General features: G+C 41.9%; 19 protein-coding genes. 6 read left to right on the top strand and 13 right to left on the bottom strand.

Going from position 1 to position 19,590, the window contains the following annotated elements:
• Window positions 1–160: 160 nt before the first annotated feature.
• From ACP26M_RS14505 to ACP26M_RS14490, 4 genes are read right to left on the bottom strand one after another with little or no spacing between them, the layout of a single operon-like run.
• Window positions 161–808 carry a response regulator transcription factor gene (locus ACP26M_RS14505; RefSeq protein WP_090523305.1) on the bottom strand — a complete coding sequence of 216 codons (648 nt, stop codon included), beginning with the start codon at window positions 806–808 and terminating at the stop codon, window positions 161–163.
• Between the two features lie 26 nt (window positions 809–834).
• Entirely contained in the window at window positions 835–1,641 is an 807-nt protein-coding gene (locus ACP26M_RS14500) for a sensor histidine kinase (protein WP_091163090.1), read from the bottom strand.
• A complete protein-coding gene (locus tag ACP26M_RS14495) occupies window positions 1,625–2,290 on the bottom strand; it encodes a hypothetical protein (RefSeq protein ID WP_426580877.1) in 666 nt (221 codons plus the stop codon). Before ACP26M_RS14495 ends, ACP26M_RS14500 begins: the two co-directional genes overlap by 17 nt.
• A 23-nt stretch (window positions 2,291–2,313) precedes the next feature.
• A complete protein-coding gene (locus ACP26M_RS14490; protein WP_426580875.1) occupies window positions 2,314–2,862 on the bottom strand; it encodes a hypothetical protein in 549 nt (182 codons plus the stop codon).
• Window positions 2,863–3,273: 411 nt separating this feature from the next.
• Here ACP26M_RS14490 and ACP26M_RS14485 point away from each other — a divergent pair, with 411 nt between their 5' ends.
• The gene (locus ACP26M_RS14485; protein WP_426580873.1) at window positions 3,274–3,822 is read left to right on the top strand and encodes an inclusion body family protein; all 549 of its coding nucleotides are present in this window, start codon (window positions 3,274–3,276) and stop codon (window positions 3,820–3,822) included.
• A 101-nt stretch (window positions 3,823–3,923) separates the two neighbouring features.
• On the opposite strand, the gene ACP26M_RS14480 is transcribed toward ACP26M_RS14485, so the two are convergent.
• Window positions 3,924–5,084, bottom strand: coding sequence for a hypothetical protein (locus ACP26M_RS14480; RefSeq protein WP_426580871.1), 1,161 nt, complete (start codon window positions 5,082–5,084; stop codon window positions 3,924–3,926).
• 315 nt (window positions 5,085–5,399) lie between these two features.
• On the opposite strand from ACP26M_RS14480, the gene ACP26M_RS14475 reads away from it, so the two are divergent.
• The 3 genes from ACP26M_RS14475 to ACP26M_RS14465 all read left to right on the top strand — a co-directional run bounded on the left by ACP26M_RS14475 (window position 5,400) and on the right by ACP26M_RS14465 (window position 10,060).
• On the top strand, window positions 5,400–7,898 hold the full coding sequence (locus tag ACP26M_RS14475; RefSeq protein ID WP_426580869.1) for a glycoside hydrolase family 9 protein: 2,499 nt from the start codon (window positions 5,400–5,402) through the stop codon (window positions 7,896–7,898).
• Between the two features lie 4 nt (window positions 7,899–7,902).
• Window positions 7,903–9,489: an AGE family epimerase/isomerase gene (locus tag ACP26M_RS14470; RefSeq protein WP_426580867.1), complete on the top strand. Its 1,587-nt coding sequence runs from the start codon at window positions 7,903–7,905 to the stop codon at window positions 9,487–9,489.
• A 205-nt stretch (window positions 9,490–9,694) separates the two neighbouring features.
• On the top strand, window positions 9,695–10,060 hold the full coding sequence (locus tag ACP26M_RS14465) for a hypothetical protein (RefSeq protein WP_426580865.1): 366 nt from the start codon (window positions 9,695–9,697) through the stop codon (window positions 10,058–10,060).
• 151 nt (window positions 10,061–10,211) lie between these two features.
• Here ACP26M_RS14465 and ACP26M_RS14460 read toward each other — a convergent pair whose 3' ends face one another.
• Both ACP26M_RS14460 and ACP26M_RS14455 read right to left on the bottom strand, forming a co-directional pair.
• Window positions 10,212–10,631 (bottom strand): OsmC family peroxiredoxin, encoded by a 420-nt coding sequence (locus ACP26M_RS14460; protein WP_354481211.1) that lies wholly within the window; start codon window positions 10,629–10,631, stop codon window positions 10,212–10,214.
• Window positions 10,632–10,745: 114 nt separating this feature from the next.
• Window positions 10,746–11,816, bottom strand: coding sequence for an NADH:flavin oxidoreductase/NADH oxidase (locus ACP26M_RS14455; protein ID WP_426580863.1), 1,071 nt, complete (start codon window positions 11,814–11,816; stop codon window positions 10,746–10,748).
• A 204-nt stretch (window positions 11,817–12,020) separates the two neighbouring features.
• Here ACP26M_RS14455 and ACP26M_RS14450 point away from each other — a divergent pair, with 204 nt between their 5' ends.
• Both ACP26M_RS14450 and ACP26M_RS14445 read left to right on the top strand, forming a co-directional pair.
• Window positions 12,021–12,557 (top strand): GNAT family N-acetyltransferase, encoded by a 537-nt coding sequence (locus ACP26M_RS14450; RefSeq protein ID WP_373614738.1) that lies wholly within the window; start codon window positions 12,021–12,023, stop codon window positions 12,555–12,557.
• A 61-nt stretch (window positions 12,558–12,618) separates the two neighbouring features.
• Window positions 12,619–13,188, top strand: a complete 570-nt coding sequence (locus ACP26M_RS14445; RefSeq protein WP_090523357.1) for a hypothetical protein — start codon at window positions 12,619–12,621, stop codon at window positions 13,186–13,188.
• Between the two features lie 161 nt (window positions 13,189–13,349).
• Here ACP26M_RS14445 and ACP26M_RS14440 read toward each other — a convergent pair whose 3' ends face one another.
• From ACP26M_RS14440 to ACP26M_RS14415, 6 genes are all read right to left on the bottom strand, one after another.
• Window positions 13,350–13,607 carry a hypothetical protein gene (locus ACP26M_RS14440; RefSeq protein ID WP_426580861.1) on the bottom strand — a complete coding sequence of 86 codons (258 nt, stop codon included), beginning with the start codon at window positions 13,605–13,607 and terminating at the stop codon, window positions 13,350–13,352.
• Window positions 13,589–14,590 (bottom strand): IS110 family transposase, encoded by a 1,002-nt coding sequence (locus ACP26M_RS14435; protein WP_426580859.1) that lies wholly within the window; start codon window positions 14,588–14,590, stop codon window positions 13,589–13,591. Before ACP26M_RS14435 ends, ACP26M_RS14440 begins: the two co-directional genes overlap by 19 nt.
• 436 nt (window positions 14,591–15,026) lie before the next feature.
• On the bottom strand, window positions 15,027–15,914 hold the full coding sequence (locus ACP26M_RS14430; RefSeq protein ID WP_426580858.1) for an alpha/beta hydrolase: 888 nt from the start codon (window positions 15,912–15,914) through the stop codon (window positions 15,027–15,029).
• A 62-nt stretch (window positions 15,915–15,976) separates the two neighbouring features.
• Window positions 15,977–16,861: an alpha/beta hydrolase gene (locus ACP26M_RS14425; RefSeq protein WP_426580856.1), complete on the bottom strand. Its 885-nt coding sequence runs from the start codon at window positions 16,859–16,861 to the stop codon at window positions 15,977–15,979.
• An 18-nt stretch (window positions 16,862–16,879) separates the two neighbouring features.
• The gene (locus ACP26M_RS14420) at window positions 16,880–17,842 is read right to left on the bottom strand and encodes an MBL fold metallo-hydrolase (RefSeq protein WP_426580854.1); all 963 of its coding nucleotides are present in this window, start codon (window positions 17,840–17,842) and stop codon (window positions 16,880–16,882) included.
• 349 nt (window positions 17,843–18,191) lie between these two features.
• A complete protein-coding gene (locus ACP26M_RS14415; RefSeq protein WP_426580852.1) occupies window positions 18,192–19,286 on the bottom strand; it encodes an AI-2E family transporter in 1,095 nt (364 codons plus the stop codon).
• Window positions 19,287–19,590 lie beyond the last annotated feature (304 nt).

Raw genomic sequence — 19,590 nt, 5'->3', positions numbered from 1 at the left:
TATATGATTTTAACAATGATAAATCATGTTTTTTGTTAAGCGAAAAGATTAATTATGCTTTTTAAGGTTTGTTTTAAGCGTTTATTTTGTGTGTTTATTAATAAACGGAATCTTGTTTTAAGAGGATGTGCAAAATGCGATGGCTAATTTTAAAAAAGCCTCATATTATCCCATTCTTTACAGCAAACATTACCAGCCCTGCGGTATTGCGTACGCCCACCTTATCTATCAGGCGCTGCCTGATCCCTTCAACCGAGCGCGGACTAAGGAATAGTTGTTTGCCCATTTCATTGGCAGTTTTTTCGGCACAAATTAATTTCAGTACATCCTGTTCCCGTTCGGTGAGTTCAACGCCTTCTTTAAAGGATGGTTTGATATTACCTTTTATCACCAATTTCTTTAAAAGTGCGTTGCTTACTATATTGTTAAAGTAATAGCCTGTTTCGTGTACCGAATATATCGCTTTCCTGATTTCTTCAGCTTCTGCGTTCTTTAGCAGATACCCGTTGGCGCCAATCTCCATTAAATGAATTACGAACTTTTCGTCATCGTACATCGTCACCACTAAAATTTTCATATCAGGATACTTCTTTTTAATGTGTTTGGTAGCTTCCATGCCATCCATAACAGGCATTTTAAGGTCCATGATAATTACATCGGGCATATTGGTTTCAATGCCTTTTATCAGGTCTTCACCATCGCCGGCCTCAAGCATTACTTCCAGGTTCTCATCCTGGGTAAGTCCAATTTTGAGGCCGTCCCTGTATATGGTATAATCATCGGCTATGGCAATTTTAATAGGTTTCATCGCCTTATTTTTGATTGTTATAATGGTTAAATAGTAATCGTTCGGGGGATGCTGATATTAATGTAGTATCCCTCGGGCTTGTGATTGAATGATACCTCGCCTTTCAGCAAAATGATGCGGGTTTGGATAGCTTTGAGGCCAAGGCCCTGTTTATTAAACTTCAGTTCTTCATATTGTGCATGGCTGAGCCCCTTCCCATTATGAAAAATACTAATGTTTAAAGCATCGTGGTTATAAGTTGATGTGATATGTATTTTTTTAGGTCTGGCATGTTTAAGTATATTGTTCATTAACTCCTGCACCATGCGGTATATGCTAATATCATTTTCATTAGCCTGGGTTGTATATGAATCATCAAGATCGGTGGTAATAAATATGAGGTCGTTATTTGTTATTTTCTCAACAAAATGCCTGATTGCTTCATTTAGCCCGAACTCTTTCAGAATACTGGAGTGCAAATTGTGCGAAATACCACGCACCTGTTTAATGGCCATGTCAAGCAGCTCCTGTCCTTTTTCATACCTCGGCTCATTGTTTTTATCAATAACGTTGATCTTTACCCCTTGCAAATGCAGCTTTGATGCCGATAAAATGGCGCCCACTTCATCATGCAGCTCTTCGGCAATACGATGACGTTCAGTTTCTTCACTGCGCACAGCTGCCTCTATCAACTGGTTTTGCTGGGTTTGATGCAGCCTTTGTATTTTTTGCTGATACTGGTATTTCTTACGCTGAAAAAATATAAAAATGAGCAATATACTTGCGAATAAGGAAAGCATAACCGCAATGCCCATAAAGAGCAGGAGCCTGATATCATCATTCGTTTGTTTCATATAACCCTTTCGCTATAAATACACATAAAATGGTATAGGTGAAATTGTGGATGTTCCACAGGCTTATGGCAAAGTTGTGCAGACGCAGCGTGAGTTCATTGTACAGCAAAAAAATGAAAAAGTTTACAGTGTAGTAAATACCCAGGCCGGTTACTATCCAAAAGTCGGGCTGTTTCTTACTGGGTTCTTCATCGTCGGTTATTTTAAACAGGTAATACTGCATACAATAAAACATCATAATTACCGCCTCAAACGATAGTAATCTGCTGCTCAATTGTCCGTAATCAAAAAAGTTTTGATAAAAGATGAAATTGATAAGTACAAACCCTAAAAAAATATACGGCGCTATCCTTTTTGTTTTGGACAAAAACTGCTGGTTTAACTTTATAAAAAAAGAGCTGAATAATAACACCCTGATTATGGAATGTATATTATACAGATAATTATTGGTGTTGTATGGGTGCGGTAAAATTGTTTTAAGCTTCCATATGGCATCAATAGTTACATTAATTGCCAGCGCCGTCCATAAATATATAACAACAGGTTTGTTAAAAGCAGGTTGTTTTTTCTTCAAACAAAGAATGGCCAGGGGAATGAGCAACGCCCAAACCTCCGACCAGTCAGATATACCTTTTATTAGCTGTTCCACTTTGCAGCAGTTTTGTAACGCTATTACATTTTTGCCGGAGGTGATGGATTTGAATCAACATCCCCGGTGTCTGAGTCGCGGTAATCAATAGGTACACCGTTTTTTATAAGGCTGATGGCGTATACAAGGTGCTGGTTGGAAGCTATGATCTTAGGGGTGAAAACCAGGAAGTCATAATCACGTTTTTTTCCGCTATCGGTTGAGATAATCGCCATAATAGCTTTTTTGGTGAGATATGTATTGCCTAAAACCACCGGGCCGGTTAAGTTAACCAGTGTGTCTTTTGTAATAGCCAGTGTATCGGGATGCATGGGGTTAAGATATCCTCCGGCTGTATCCAGAATATATGATACAAGCTGATATGGCTTTTTAACGTCATCAATCTGAGGGCTGTAAAACTGAAAAACAAAATTGTCAGTTTTGGTCGAGTCGAGCCAGTGATTAATCTGTGTAGCGGTGTACTTTACCTGGGCAAATTTGGTAGCCTGCCTGCATGAAGTCATGGCAAAAAACAAGCAAATAGTAATCGCTGCAGCGATCGGTCTGAATAAGTTAAAAGGTCGTTTTTTCATGATATAATAGGTTTAATATGCAGGTAATATAGTTGTATTATTTATATTTTATGTTGATAATAATAAATTATATAAGTGAGAAATTATTTATACTACTGTGAAAAAATTTCTCACTAATTATTTATTGTTCGCTTTGTTTTCTGCTGATTTTCCTATGTCGCAAAGTTAGTAGGTGTGAAATAGTGTGAAAGGGTGTTTTTATGGTTTGTATACGTATAAATACTTATTTTTTTTATTCGGTATTTTTTCTCTAATAAGCCTGTTTAAATAAGCGGAGGTTTGTATTGTGATAAGCGAATAAGAAAAACCGGTTAAGAAGCGCTTCGGTTCTGCTCGCTCTGATCAAAGGAGCTAACCCGAAAATCCTTTAAAGAGTAGGGACATTTATTTATCCTAATAACCCTTTTAGTCATGGCAATTAACAGTGAATTTGTCTCCACCTCGCAGGAGATCATCAACATCCAGGTAGTTATCGATACCGATGCAATTACTACCGATTATCCAAACCCAAGTCAGGATCCTAACAATCCAACAGGTTTGCCGCATAACTATATGTATATGGTTGCTACCCGCGGTAATACCATGACCGGATCTGGCGGCGCCGACCTTAACATCAAAGCTGATGTAGGTGATGTTATACGCTGGTATGCAGTATCAGAGTACGGTAACTTTGATTCGGCTGTAGTTATTTACAAGTTAGCATGGTATGCGCAGGATGTAGTATTTGATGGTGAAACTTTCAATGTATATACGCGCACAGGCATTTTGCCAACTAATAGTACCGCTATTCCGGTTGGCTTTTCTACTCAAAATTTTTGGTTTAACCAGGCTACTGTAATTGGCAAAGGTACCGAGCAATATAACGTGCAGTTTGCACTTTACGTACGCCAGCGGGGCGTTGATAATCCGGTATTATTTGGTTACTATTACTGGGACCCAACCGTTACCGTGCAAAGCTAACCCAGCTTAAACCCGAATTAAAAGAACAGGCACAAGCCCGGTTAATCATCATATGATACCGGACTTGTGCCTGATTTGCATTAAACGGCTTTAAAGCTTTTTTATTTGGTTTTACCACTACCTCCTTTACTGTCATCTCCCTCGGGTTGGTCGGTTGGTTTTTCATTTCCAACGGTAGTTGAATCATGTTGCTCTGTTGGCTGATCTTTGGTTGGTTCGGTAGCCTTTAACCCGGCATAGGTGCCTGCGCTTATACCCATCATCAGCAATATATTGTTATCGAAATCGGGAAGCAGGTTTGATGATACGGTTTTTTGTATAAAAATTAGCCCGAACAGGATATTGAACAGCACGTTTTGAAGGCGCTGAATATTGATGCTGGTCCTGTCAGATAGGATATCATGAAAAAAGCCTTCACTATGTGCTTTGGGATCAATCTCCGTTTTGGTTTTTTGGTCATTTTCGATAACCTTGCCCGTAGCCATAGTTGCAGCGCTAATGCCCAGGATAGCCAGCAGTGAACCCGGGATGTCAGGAAGTGCCCCCGTTTCATTACATATATAGAGGTAAGTGACCGAGAAAATGACCGTCCAATAAAGAAGTTGCGTGCGGCTCAGACTGTAGTATAAGTTGCTGTCATCTTTTAAAATATTGTTTTTTAAGCCCATAGCCAGGAAGCCGGCCATAATAACGGCCATTATCCATACCCAAACCCGGTTTATTTTCTGTTTAACCTCAAGTTGTGTTTTTATTAATCCTTTGGTTATGTAACCACCCGAATACCCCACCGAAAAATATACCGGAATGCGGGCTTTATCGATGGATTTGCTGGCTAAAAACTGCACGGCCAGGTTCTGTACCGACTCGTCTATTTTGAAATACACGATCTTTTCGTAATCGTTATTACTCCAAAAAGCAGTTTCTCCTACTTTGATATCGTCAACATACAGGGTTTTGAACGAATCGATTGGGAGTGTAGTTTTGAGTCTGATAGCGATGATCTCATTTAACCTGGCCGAATCTTTTCTTCCGCTTAGGTTGTAAATATTTAATATAGAATCGGGAAGAAGGGCTTTAGTTACTGAATCTTTTTTAACCCCGTTATTTTTTACACTATCAATGTTGGCAGGCTGAGCGTGAACTGCTTCAGAGAAAATAAGAATAAAAAAAACAGCTGTAAATAGTTTAAATACTTGTTTTTTTAAACAGGGGTTCAGTAACAGCATTGAAGCTATTACAGCTAAGCATAAAAGGAAGGCCATCGGTTTAATAATTGTTGCCTACTCTTTGATCCCTTTTTCGGCACACAGGTATTACTGGTAATCAAATTTAAATTAATTACTGAACAAATTGAATACCTAATATCAGGTATTTTTATTTTTAATTAATTGGTAATAAGTTGTTTGCGGTGTTATTGGCTGGTTTTTTATTAATAGTGATTTTTAATGTAAAATCCCCGTTATTGTATAAAATTGGCAACAAAAGGTTAATATATCATTATACTGAGCCCTTGTCACAGAGGTATTTTTAGCCGTGCAAATATCTTGTTGCATATTACCGGTTAATCCATTATCCTGATGAGATCTAAATTTACCTTCACCGCGATTATTGCTGCCTGTTGTTTACTGCCCAGTTTTTTGTATGCACAGGTTAAGCCTGCTGCTGGCTTAATGAAGCTTAACGCGCAGGAATATCTTGAATATAAGGGCATAAACGTAATGCTTGCCTATGATTTTTACCCCGAAGGGCATCAGGGAGGGGTAGGCATTATTCAAAACGGACAGCGTGTAGCTACCAATGGTGATATCAGGCTGGAACCCACGCCGGGTCAATGGTCGCCTATACCCAAAGTAGGTAAGCGTGTGGTTAATAAAGCTACCGGCGAAGTAAGCGTACGCATGGAGTTCCCCAATCCGGATATGAATCGCCACGGTTTCAACCCTATTATCTATCCGGATCTGAATTTTGCTTATAATATTCGGGTGATCCCTGCGGGAAAGGCGTTTAGGATCATTGTTGATTTGGATAAGCCATTGCCCGATAATTGGATAGGTAAAGTAGGTTTTAACCTGGAGTTATTCCCGGGGATTTTGTTTGGCAAATCTTATTACATGGATAAGCAATTTGGCATATTCCCTCAACAGGCCGACGGACAAACTTATATCGACAAAGAAGGTGAAACCCAGGTTATGCCCATGGCCGAAGGCAGAAAGCTCACTATTACGCCCGAAACCGATTTGCAGCGCATGACTATCGAAAACCTTTCGGGCGGCAGCCTGCAATTGTTAGATGGCCGGGCCAAGCATAACAATGGCTGGTTTGTGGTACGTTCGTTAGTGGCTAAAGGCGCGTCAAAAGATGCTGTAGAATGGTTGATAACCCCAAATGCTGTAGAGGGCTGGCAATCGCAACCGGTAGTGCAGGTATCGCAGGTAGGGTACCATCCCGCGCAGCAAAAAATTGCGGTAATTGAACTGGATAAAAATGATAAAAGAGTATTGCCGGTTTCGCTGATGAGGATAAATGAAAACGGCGGACTAATAACCGCTTTGAAAGCCACACCCACCATTTGGGGAGATTTTTTAAGGTATCATTACCTGCAATTTGATTTTACAAAGATCACCACACCGGGTATGTATTTGGTGAAATATGGCAATTATCAAACGGAGCCATTCCAGATCAGCACTGATGTATTTAGAAACGATGTATGGCAGCCAACGCTTTCATATTTCCTGCCTATACAGATGTGCCATATGCGGGTTAACGAAAAATACCGCGTATGGCATGGCTTATGCCATATGGATGATGCCCGAATGGCGCCGGTTGATTCCAACCATTTCGACGGCTATATTCAGGGGCATAGTACACTCAATAAATATAAACCGGGCGATAACGTACCGTTTCTCGATCGGGGTGCGTGGCATGATGCCGGAGATTTTGACCTGCGGGTTGAATCGCAGGCAGAAACGGTACATGGGCTTACATTAGCTTATGAGGCTTTCGACGTAAGATATGATAATACTACTATCGACCAAAAGAACCACATCGTTGAAATTCACCAGCCCGATGGCAAACCGGATATGCTGCAACAGATTGAGCACGGTTTATTAGCCATTACAGGAGGCTACCAGGCCTTGGGACGTTTTTACCGTGGAGTTATTGAGCCAACCATCAGGCAGTACACCATTTTGGGTGATGCCGCCAATATCACCGATAACAAACCTTTTGTAACCAATGCTTCAAATATTAACCCTGTATTGAAAACTCCCGCGACGGCTGATGACCGCTGGGTGTTTACGGAGGAAAACCCTGGCCGTTCGTTAGAAACAGCCGCAGCTCTGGCTGCTGCAAGCCGTGTAATGAAGGGATATAATGATACACTTGCCACGCAATGCCTGCAAATAGCACAGGAAGTTTGGAAAAACACACCTGACCAGACTTTGCGCCATCGCGTTGCTTTGGCGGTAGAATTACTCATCGCCACAAAAGATAAAACCTATGCCGATTACCTGGTAAACAATACCGATGCGATAGCCAATAGTATTGATAACACCGGCTGGCTGGTTGGCCGCACCATGGGGTTGATCAATGATGCAAATTATCATGATAAAATAACCGAAGCAGTAAAAAAACTATATGCTCAAATTCAGCAACAGGGAACTAAAACCCCTTATGGAGTTCCGTACGAACCCAATATTTGGGGAGCGGGATGGGGGATCCAGAATTTTGGTTATAAACAATACTTTTTATACTCCGGTTTTCCGTCTGTTTTTAGTGATACCTATATGCTGCATGCTATTGATTTTGTGCTGGGCTGCCATCCGGGTTCTAATACAGCTTCGTTTGTATCGGGTGTAGGTTCAAAATCAATGACAACTGCGTACGGCTTTAACAGGGCCGACCGCTCATATATTCCCGGTGGTATTACCTCGGGCACGGCGCTTATCCGGCCTGATTTTCCCGAACTGCTTAACTGGCCTTACCTGTGGCAGCAGGGCGAATACGTTTTGGGCGGTGGCACAACCGACTACCTGTTTTTAGTTTTAGCGGCCGATCATGTTTTAAATAAAAAGTAAGCTTATGAAATTGAAGATCACTTTGCTGTCGGCTTTAACCGGTGCCGTGTCGATTGTATTTGCCCAAAATAATCAGAGCGAAAAGCAAAAGATAACCCATGAAATGCAAATATCCATGGTTGATGAACTGCTTAAGCCCTGGTACCCGGCCGCTATTGATACTGCCGATGGTGGCTTTTTAAGTGCTTTCACCTATGATTTCAAGCCAACAGGTAACCAGGATAAAATGATAGTGACCCAGGCGCGCCACGTTTGGAGCAACAGTAAAGCTGCTGAGTTTTTCCCCGCAAAAAAATATTATATAGAGGGGGCCCGTCATGGCTATGAGTTTTTGCGGGATAAATTGTGGGATAAGCAATACGGGGGCTTTTACATTTTTACGGATAGACAAGGCAAACCCAAACAGGGTGGTTTTGCTCCTAAAGAAGCTTATGGTAATTCTTTTGCAATTTACGCGCTTGCAGCATATTACCAGGCCTCGGGCGATTCCAGCGCATTAAATTTGGCTAAGCAATGTTTTTGGTGGTTGGAAAAACACGCTCACGATCCGGTTTATAAGGGTTACTGTCAGCATATGCAGCGTGATGGAACACCAATTGTGAGGGATGCAACCATAAAATCTACTGCAGAAACGGGTTATAAAGATCAAAACTCATCCATCCATCTGCTGGAGGCGTTTACTGAATTATACAGCGTGTGGCCGGATGAATTGCTTAAAACCCGCCTGAAAGAAATGTTAATGCTGGTGCGTGATAAGATCACTAATGATAGAGGAAATCTTATCCTGTTTTTTCAACCCGATTGGACACCGGTATCTTACCACGATTCCACCCTCACTGTTTATAAACAGCATCATAGCCTTGATCATATTTCGTACGGGCACAATGTAGAAACGGCTTATCTGGTGCTCGAAGCTTCACTTGCTTTAAGTATTGAAGGGGATGTCAAAACCTTGCAGGTGGGCAAAAAAATGGTTGATGATGCGTTGGATAATGGCTGGGATAATAAAGTGGGCGGTTTTTACGATGAGGGCTATTACTTTAAAGATAAGCCCGGACTTACCATTACTGAGGATACCAAGAACTGGTGGGCGCAGGCCGAAGGACTCAACACGCTGCTCATTATGGCCGCCAGGTATCCGCAGGATAAGCACCAGTACTTTGAAAAGTTTAAAACCCTGTGGCAATATACGCAAACCTACCTCATTGACCATGAACACGGCGACTGGTACCAGGGGGGTATAGATAAACAACCCCAATACAAAACCGCTCTCAAAGGCCAGATCTGGAAGGGAACTTATCACACTTTCCGCGCGCTGATGAACTGCGTGATGCAACTTGACCCGGATAAAATACCACCCACCGCACCAAAGCAGGTAAAACTGGTTAAAGCTACCGGTACTATAAAATGGCGGGCATCTAAGGATAATAAGCGGGTGCTGGGCTATAATATTTACAATAATGGCAAACGGATAGGTTTTACGCCGTTAAATTATTTTGTGGTGGACAGGAGTTTGGGGGGTAAAGGCAAGTTAACAGTGAGAGCGGTTGATTTGGCGGGTAATCAGTCTGCTTTGAATAAAGCTTTTTAATTTAGTAATCAATGGCTTATGGCAATGTTATTGTGAGTTGGTTGATGTTCAAATGTCTTGATCCGGTTTTTATTAGGATGCACTTTCGCTTTTTGCTTTCAGCCTTCAGCTTTTGAAAGTGACCACGATCATCTTTTTAACACACCATGGTCATGTTACAGGTAAGCTGTACCAGCCATCTTTGTATCATTAAAAGATAACAATCATGGCAACTTTAAAAATAAATGCTCCTGAATGGGCCACTGCAAATACCAATACCGTTAACACCGCCAATACTAAAGCCGGCAACAATACCTGGAATAAGTTAATGGCCTTTGCCGATAGCCAGGCACCTAATAAAACAGTTTGGTTCATGTTTTCACTTGTTTCACAAGGTGTGCTCTTTTTACCTGTACCTGCTTTCCTGCTGTATTATTACAATGCTCCGATAGTAGTACTGGTAGTAACTCTTGTGTTATTCTTTGCCAACATCATAGCCGGTATGGGCGGCTCCGGTATCCGTACACTGCTTGGTTTTTTCGCGTTCAGCGTTCTGGTCCATATTACCATGTTGCTTGTATTTATGCTGTAATATAGCTTATTGACCCCTGATTTAATATGTGCTGAAAAGTCGCCGGTTTGCCGGCGGCTTTGTTGTTTTAAAAAGGAGTGGATAAGGGATGAGTCAACAAAAGGGGGATTGTGCACAGCACAATCCCCCTTTTGTATTTTGTAAAATGTAATTAAGCGTAAGTAACACTCAAAGTAATTGGTACGCTCAGCGCTTTTGAAATAATGCAGTTAGCTTTGGCGCCTTCGGCAATTTCTTTGAATTGCTGTTCAGAAACACCATCAATTGCTGATCCTTTTATTTCTAAATGGATGCCTGTAACCTCTAAGGCTTGCATATCAAGGTCAAGAATTGCATCGGTAGTTAAATCATTAGGAGTAAAGCCTGCCTGGGTTAAAGCAGCGCCAACAGCCATAGTAAAGCAGCCTGCATGAGCAGCAGCTAATAACTCTTCGGGGTTAGTGCCGATGCCATCGGCAAAGCGGGTTTTAAATGAATACTGGGTTTTGTTTAATACAGTGCTTTGGGTAGTGATCTCTCCCTGGCCTGCCTGTAATGTACCGTTCCAATGGGCGTTTGCTGTACGTTTCATAGCGTGTGGTTTTTATATTAATTCATAGTTTATGGTTCATTGTTGATGGTTGGATTAGTTTAGGAAATAGTTTCAGGTACTGCTATGAACCATGAACTATTAGCCATTAACCAATCAATGCCATTTAGCGCGTTCATACTGAACAGGCCACTTTATTTCGTGGCCAAGCTCATGTGCAGCGCGCAGGGCAAAATGTGGATCACGAAGCATTTCCCTTGCAAAAAACACAAGATCGGCACGTTCGTTTTCTATAATTTCGTTAGCCTGGTCCGATTTGGTGATCAAACCTACCGTACCTGTAAGTATACCGCTTTCTTTTTTAACTTTTTCGGCAAATTCAACTTGATAACCTGGTGTTAACGGGATTTTAACATTTGGTATGTTTCCGCCTGTTGAACAGTCAATCAAATCAACACCTTTTCCTTTTAAAATATTGGCTAATGCAACGGAATCTCCGGCCGTCCAGCCGCCTTCTACCCATTCGGTTGCCGAAATCCGTACAAACAGTAGGTTCTCTTCAGGCCAAACTTCCTTAACACTTTCAATTATTTCGAGGAGTAAACGAATGCGGTTTTCAAAGCTTCCGCCATATTCGTCTGTACGTTGGTTACTGAACGGTGAAAGAAATTGATTGATCAGGTATCCGTGTGCACCATGCAATTCTATCACTTGAAAACCGGCATCAACAGCCCGTTTAGCAGCGGCTTTGAAATCGGCTTTTACTTTTTCAATGCCCGCTTTATCTAAAGCTATCGGTGGTTCTTCATTTTCAAAAAAAGAAATGGCACTTGCCGAAACACTTTGCCAACCGTTTGGCTGATCGGCAGGGACCTGTTTACCGCCGTTCCATGGTTCCTGGTGACTTGACTTACGTCCTGCATGCGCCAGCTGGGTACCCGGAACAGCGCCCTGAGCCTTTATAAAATCAGTGATCTGTTTTAGTTTTTCAACATGTTCGTCTTTATACAAACCCAGGTCGGCGAAGGTAATGCGGCCTTCGGGTGATACCGCGGCGGCTTCGGTAATGATTAACCCTGCACCGCCTGTAGCAAAGCTACCAAGGTGTACCAGGTGCCAGTCGTTGGCAAAACCATCCTGGCTTGAATACTCGCACATAGGCGATACTACGATGCGGTTTTTTAGTTCGATGTTTTTTATTTTAAGGGGAGAGAATAGTGTAGACATGTTTTTTGTTTTTGCAAATATGCGTACTAACAAGCAGTGTGTATGTACTGTTTTTGTAAAATGATATTGCAGTGAGAGGAAAGAAGCGCTTTGTGCCAGGCGGAATTGTCCGAATCAGAATTACAGAATTATTCAATTTTCAGAATAAGGTCATTCTTTAATAGTGCAGGTTGTGCTATTTACTAAAACGTTACATTTACCACCATGTCTGCCATTACAACCCGCTTAGCAACTTTTAATGATATCCCCGAATTGCAGGGGCTAATCGCTCTTTCTGTTCGTGGATTAAGCACTAATTATTATAATCAGCAGCAAATTGAAAGTGCTATTAAGTACATTTTTGGAGTGGATACCCAATTGGTTACCGATGGTACTTATTATGTAGCCGAAATAAACGGCGTTACCGTAGGCTGTGGCGGCTGGAGCAAACGCAATACACTTTACGGTGGCGATCAGCATAAAGAAATTGAAGACCCATTGCTTGATCCCAATCATGATGCTGCCAGGATCAGGGCTTTCTTTGTTCATCCGGACTATGCCCGGAGGGGTATAGGTAGTTATATCATAAAGGTTTGCGAAACTGCTGCACAAAACAACGGCTTTAAGAGCCTGCAATTAGGAGCTACGTTGCCTGGTGTGCCGCTTTACGAAGCTATGGGATACAAAGCCATGGAAAATATAGATCAGCCGATGCCTGATGGGGTGGTATTGCCTTTGGTTAAAATGTTTAAGGTTTTATAGTTTTGGTTTTCATATTAAACACTCCCTTTCAGCGTTATAGCTCAGAACCAAGCCCGCAATCATGCCCAGGAAAATACTGACGGTAATAATCTTATTAATGGCTGTTACCTTAACACAGGCCCAAACTGCTGAAGATACCTACAACAAATACCTCGACTTTAATTTGGCGCGTTTGCAGGGTGAACAGGATAAGGCAATGGAATTATCCCGGCAAATTATGCAGGATACGGCCAGACTATCAGCCAAAGTTAAGATCAATTTTTTCAATTCACTGGCCAGGCTTTATGAAGATGACAATCAAAGTGTAAATGCGATACCCTTATATGAGCGCGTAGTTGCTGCCGAACCTGATTATTATGTGGCCCACCGGGCTTTGGGATACTTGTATCTCAAAAATATCCCCGATGCGGATAAGCCTTTGAATACCCCATCTACAGATGCCGAATACATTAAGGCTGTCAAAAAAGCCCTGCCTCAATTGGAGAAGGCACAGGCCTGCGATGCTGACGACAATACTTTAGCCCTGATAAAAACGCTTTATAAGAACATTGGTAATGATGCCGGGTTGACCGAACTGAATAACCGTTTGAAGGTTTTGAAAGAGAAATGTGAAGATATTTTGAGTGATTAGCGCCAAATTACTCCATCCAGAGTAATGCTGAGTGATTAAATCCAGAAACTCTAAAGGAGAAATGACAAAATAAAAAGGGGGCCTGTCACCCTGAGCCTGTCGAAGGGTCGCGCGCAGAGGCCCTGCACACCATGCTTCGTGCCTACCCATGACATAATAATTTAAGCAGGTACAAGTTCCCTATTTAATTCAAAGGCGAGTTTTTCTAATCGCCTTTGTTTCTGTTTCTTAATGATATTTTCATAGGCTTGCAGCCCTTTTTCCACAAAGTCGGCTCCTTTTACAATTAAACGCCAGTATTGAGCGGCCAGTTTTCTGGCTGTTGCTTTAATAGCTATTGCCGGACCTTTTCTGCCTCTTAATCTTCTTGCAAATGAACCCCAGCCGATATACTTGCTGTTCAATAATCCATGGGCCATTTGTTTGAATATTTGCCGACGGCCGGTTTACCCTTACTTTTACTTTTGTTCTTTTTCCCTGAACGATCCTGGCCGGGAGATAAACCAAGCCAGCTTGTGAAATGTTTTTCACTTGGCCATCGGCTAAGATCCGAACCCACCTCTGTGTATAACTGTAACCAGTTGTAATCTGTAATACCCGGAAGTTTAGTTGCATCCTTACCATCAAATATTTTTAACAGATGATCTCCCAGGTTGTTGATATGAGGTTTGTTGTGACGGATCGCCTTGCGTTTTCCTTCGCTTATTCCCGGCGGCAGGTTCTTATCCCTGTTGATCCGTTGTAAAACACTATCAATCTGGCTGTCGCATTCCATTATCTGACCTTGATAAAAACCATAAGCCTTATAGGCCTGACCTAATGCAAAAAGCCCTTGCGCTGTATAATGACCTTGCAGGGCTTTCAATAGCTCTTCCCCTTTATTCTCCCTGATCTTTTTATGGCAAAGTGAAAACAACTTATCAGGATCTCGCTCGCCTTGCAGTATCGCATCGATTAACGCCATCCCGCTTACTCCATGGACCTGGCTTAATACCTCCGGCAAACGGATATTCATTTCTATTAAGGCCTTCTGCATGTGCTGAACATGCATGGCCGCACTCCGAAGATGATCCTCACGAAGGCGCTGATAACTACGCAATTCTTTGATATGACCTTCGGATACATAACAGCGGTTCAGCAAGCCATAACTATGCAATTGCTGTATCCACTGACAATCTTTTACATCTGTTCTCCTGCCTGGTAACTGGCGCGTCTGTCTTCCGTCAACAAGCCACACATCCAATCCCCCATCTAAAAGAATATCGTAAAGTACATACCAGTATACTCCTGTGGCTTCCATTGCCACTGTACTTACCTTATGCTCCAATAAATAGTTCTTAAGTGATACCAGGTCACTGGTGAAAGTCTCAAACGAACGAACCGGCTGGCCTTCAAGACCCACAAATACCTTGGGGCTCCAGTATCTATACCTGCCGCATGAAAATGCATCTTTTCCATACTTATAACGCTTTTTAAACCGTGCCCGAAGGAGTTTAAAGAAAAGACAGGCTACCCATCGGACAAATCACCCACACAAGGGATCGTACCATACCTTCAGACTCTTGCTTCGGAACCATACTCAGCAACAGGCAATAAGCACTATAACTCGGTCGGCCACACTGCACGGTTCAGCAAATCTATGTCATTTCACCTTCAGAGGCCACGGATTTAAACACTCAGTATGACACCCATTTTAAGTTGTCATGGGTAACTTGCTTCAACACCGCACTCGTTATGCCTCCGGGCGTGCTGATCAAAGCGTTGACTGACCTGTGGGGGGCCGAAACAATCTTCAGAAGCCTCAGGATTTAATAGCTATTTTATTATATTCCTACGTCCTACTTTTGCCTAAAGCTATCACCAATAAATGCTAATGCATCGGTGATGCCGGTGCGCCAGTAGGTCCAGTTGTGGGCTCCGTCGCGGATGCGGAATTCGTGTGGCACTTTCTTTTCTGTAAGGGCTATATGCAGCAGGCTGTTCCCTTTGCTTAGCGCGTCATCATCACCGCAATCTATCCAGTAGCGCACATTTTTCAGATCATCGGTTGTTTTGCTTTGTACCAATCCCAGTATGGAGTTAGCCTGCCAGGTAGCATTAAGGCGTTCTTTTCCTTTAAGATCGGGGCCAAATACCTTGCTATATACATCCTTCCAGCGCTCGTCGGGTATCGCCATAAAATCATCATCGCCACGTACCGCAGCACTCAAAGCCGCTGCTGCCGAGAACATATCGGGATGTTTAAGGCTATATACCAATGTGCCAAATCCTCCCATGGATAAGCCTGCCACGCCGCGGTATTGTTTAGTACCTTTTATACGGTATTCTTTTTCGATAGATGGTATAAACTCCTTGAAAAAGAAGTCCTCATAGTTTAGTTTGTCCTTGTATGCATTGATAAAGAAGCTTGTGCCCCCGTCGGGCATTACAATGATCATCGGTGGAATGGTACCATCGGCAATAGCTTTATCGGCATAGCGGTTAACTTCACCAAATTGCAGCCAGCCGGTATGGTCATCCCCATAACCATGCAACAGGTATACTACAGGGTAGGTGCGGTTTGATGTTTCATAGTCGGCAGGGAGGTATACTGCGTATTTTACATTATAATTTAAAATATCGCTTTTTATATATTGCTCTTCAATCACCTTGCCGGTAGTTTGCGCAAATACATTTGCCGAAATCAGCAATAAACAAGCCAGCAAAATCCTTTTTATAGTACTCATATTCTAATTCATTCAATTAAATCGTCATTTGCACATCCGCATATTTGAAATAAGCGCATCTGCTACTTTTGCCTGAAACTATCACCAATAAATTGCAGTGCGTTGGTGATCCCTGTGCGCCAGTAGGTCCAGGTGTGGGCACCATCGCGCATACGAAATTCATGCGGTACATTTTTTTCGGTAAGGGCGATATGCAGCAGGCAGTTGCCTTTGCTCAGAAAGTCGTCGTCGCCGCAATCTATCCAGTACCTTACAGATTTTAGCTCATCGGTAGTTTTGGTTTGCACCAGATTTAAAACCGAATTACTTTGCCATGCATTGTTAACCCTGTCTCTTCCCTTTAAACCCCGGCCATAAAGCTGCGCAAATATTTTTTCATAAGTATCATCAGGAGTGCTTACAAGCTGATCGTCGGGAAATACAGCGGCGCTTAAGGCTGCACCGGCTGCAAACAGATCGGGGTGTTTAAGTGTATAGATCAGCGTTCCATAACCGCCCATTGAAAGGCCTGCAATGCCCCGGTATTTTTTTTCGGCCTTGATGCGCAATGCCTTTTCAATATAAGGCATAAACTCTTTGATGAAAAAGTCTTCATATTTTTCCTTACCGTCATAAGAGTTGATGTACCAGCTCGAATCGGCATTTGGCATTACAATGATCATGGGCGGGATAGTGCCATCGCTAATAGCTTTATCCGCATAGCGGTTAACCTCGCCAAATTGCAGCCAGCCGGTATGGTTGTCGGTATAGCCGTGCAGGAGGTAAACTACAGGGTAGGTGCGGTTAGCCGTTTCATAATCCGGAGGTAGATAAACCGCATAATTTACATTGCGCTTTAAAATTTTGCTTTTGAGGCTTTGCTCTTCAAGTACCTTGCCTTGCTGCGCAAATGAATTGAAGCCGTTTACCAGCAACAGGAATAAAAAAACAGGTTTAAGTATTTTCATGGTATGGATGTTTCAGGTTTAAAAATTAAGGGCCTTCCCCTGTTGCGGATATATCAGGTTTAGCTGTAATTTATTGGCAACTTTTAACTGAGTTTTGATTTTGCTGATGCTGGTCATTGGCGGCTTTAAATGAGTTATTATAATGTTTAAGCCTTTTATAGCATCTGTGCCGGTAAACGAAGCCAGTTTATCCATCTCGGCCATTAACCATTTTGGCGTAAGGTGACCGAACAATGTTTTATCTGGCTGCTCATTAGGGAAAGATACCTCTATTAAAATAGCCTTTAATTTTTTACTTTTTATCAGCGGAGCAGCGGCCTGCCACAGGTTTTGCATGTTGCTGCTTTTTTCTATCTCATCGGGGCCGGTATCACCTAAATAAAGCAAATAATTGTTATTGCTATTCACCAAAAAAGCAGTACTGGTTAAATTGGAATGACTGAGCGGGAAAGCCCGGACCTTAAGGTCAGTATTTTCGATAGCTGTTTCGGTACCGGGTTCCAGTACTTTATAGTGATATTTTTTCAGTGCTGGTGTTTCGCCCTGGTCAGCAAAATTGGCCCAGCTTTTCCAGGTAAAATAGTGCGTCTTTATCGTTTCAATACAACCATTAAGTGCATAGATGTTTTTGGTGCTGTCCTCGGGCGAATTAATGATAAGCCCGGCGATATGGTCAAGATGTGGATGGGATATAAAATAGCCTTTAATGTACTGCCTGAGCACAGCATTGCCGGGTACATTAAAGCTTTTACACGTTACAGCTTTTTCAATGCCATAATGTATTGTGCCTGCATCAAGGCAGATGTAATTATTGCTGCCTTTGGGTGCAAGCATATAAGCTGATAGGTTACTTTCATCAATACCCCCCAGCACACCTAAAGGTACCAGCCTGAAAGTTGAGGTCTTTGGAGTTTGAGCAACCAAAATTACAGGGAAAAGGAAAATATATAAAAATGGCAGTAATTTATACTTGAGGTTCATTTTAGGCAGATTTAGCTTTAGTATGCTACGCTACTAAATTAAGGATATGCATAAATAATTAAAGTAAAATGCCGCCTGTTTTTATGAACAGTTACATTACATAACGGGTTTTAAGGCATCGTTCACAAAAAAATTTGCGAACAGGAAGCCAAAACAGGGTGATTTTTAATGCAAGGCTACGCCTACGCCTGGTTTTTAAAGGCTCATTACATTTTTTACACCTGTAAATAGCACGTGGTGTATCTCTTACAATTTCCATTGTTAGGGGGGAGCAATAGTTTCTGCAAAATTAAAGTTCAGTATATTTAAACGAAAGTTTACAGGTTTAGGTTTGCCTTTTTTTGAGAATTTATTCTGTTTTCATGGCCTTCGCAGCAGGTTTTTTATATTCATAATCGCCACCTAACAGATACCCCCACGGTTTAAGTGTTTCAATGCGGTCAAATATGATCTTGAATATGGCAATAACAGGAATAGAAAGGAACATGCCCGAAAGGCCCCAGATCATTTCGCCTAAAATAATACCTATAAAAGAGATGAGGGCATTGAGCCTAACCTTTGAACCAACTATAGTGGGCAGCAAAAAATTGGCATCAACTGCGTGAATGCCTATAACACTAACAGCCACCGCTACAGTGTTGCTGATACTGCCTGTAGCAAAAGTTATAACAGTACTTAAAAGCAAGGCAGTGAAGATCCCGAGGTATGGAATAATGTTGAAAAGACCAACTATAATACCCAGCAAAGCGGCATATTTTATACCTATCATCCAAAAAACAGTAATGGCTACACCGGCAACAATCACCATTTCTAACAGTAGCCCCAATATATATTGCCTCAAAATACTTTGAATATTTTCAACAATATCCATTACCACGTGCTCGTTTTCATCTCTAAAAACCCATACCATAAAACGGATGAGTAAACGCCTGTATAACAGTATAAAAAAGGTGAAGATCATGATGAATACATAAAACAGCATAAGCGATGAGATGGCCCCGAAAGTAGTGCCCAGTACATCAGTGCCCGACTCCATGAGTTTTTTGGCGGTGTCATCAACATAGGCCATTTGCTTGGCAGTGTTAACATGAAAAGCATGTTGAACCCATTGCTGCAAGTCCTGTATTGATTGTTTTACCTGCTTTTGAAGCATCGGCCAGTCGTTAGCCATGTTTGAGATCTGTGACCCTACCAGGTAGAGGATTCCTCCGACAACACCAACCAACAATAATATAGAAACCAGCGACGCCATGCTGCGGGGCAACCTGAGTTTATTTTCAAGGAAATTACAAACGGGAAGCAACAGTATGGCAAATATAAAACCAAAGATCATGGGATCAAGCAGATCTTTACCCATAATAATCAGGTAGCCAAGGGCCATAAAACCAATAAGTACTAAAGCAAGACGTTCATAAAATGGAGCGATGAGTTTTTTTGTTGGCATATGGGGCAAATGTAGGGGTATTTATGATGGCTTAACGCGTAATTACTTCAGAAGTTTGAAGATAAGTAATAATCGGGAACAGATCGGGTGAAAATTAATAAACGTTTAAATCATGTCGGATTGAGCAGCAGTTGCGTTTTAAGTAGCAGCAAGAGCAGTTTGGTGTACTTGCTATTACAGTCGTTAAAACTGCTACCATATGCTGCAACTGCTGCTCAGTAACTGCTACTAAAATTGTCGCTGCTACTATTAAAAAACTACTACTGATTTTATGTTTTGGCAAATATTTTGCATTGCAATATAA

This window comes from Mucilaginibacter sp. R-33 (assembly GCF_049949235.1).
Taxonomy (GTDB): Bacteria; Bacteroidota; Bacteroidia; order Sphingobacteriales; family Sphingobacteriaceae; genus Mucilaginibacter.
Note: the sequence above shows the minus strand (reverse complement) of the source record. Positions and strands in the feature narration are given on the sequence as shown.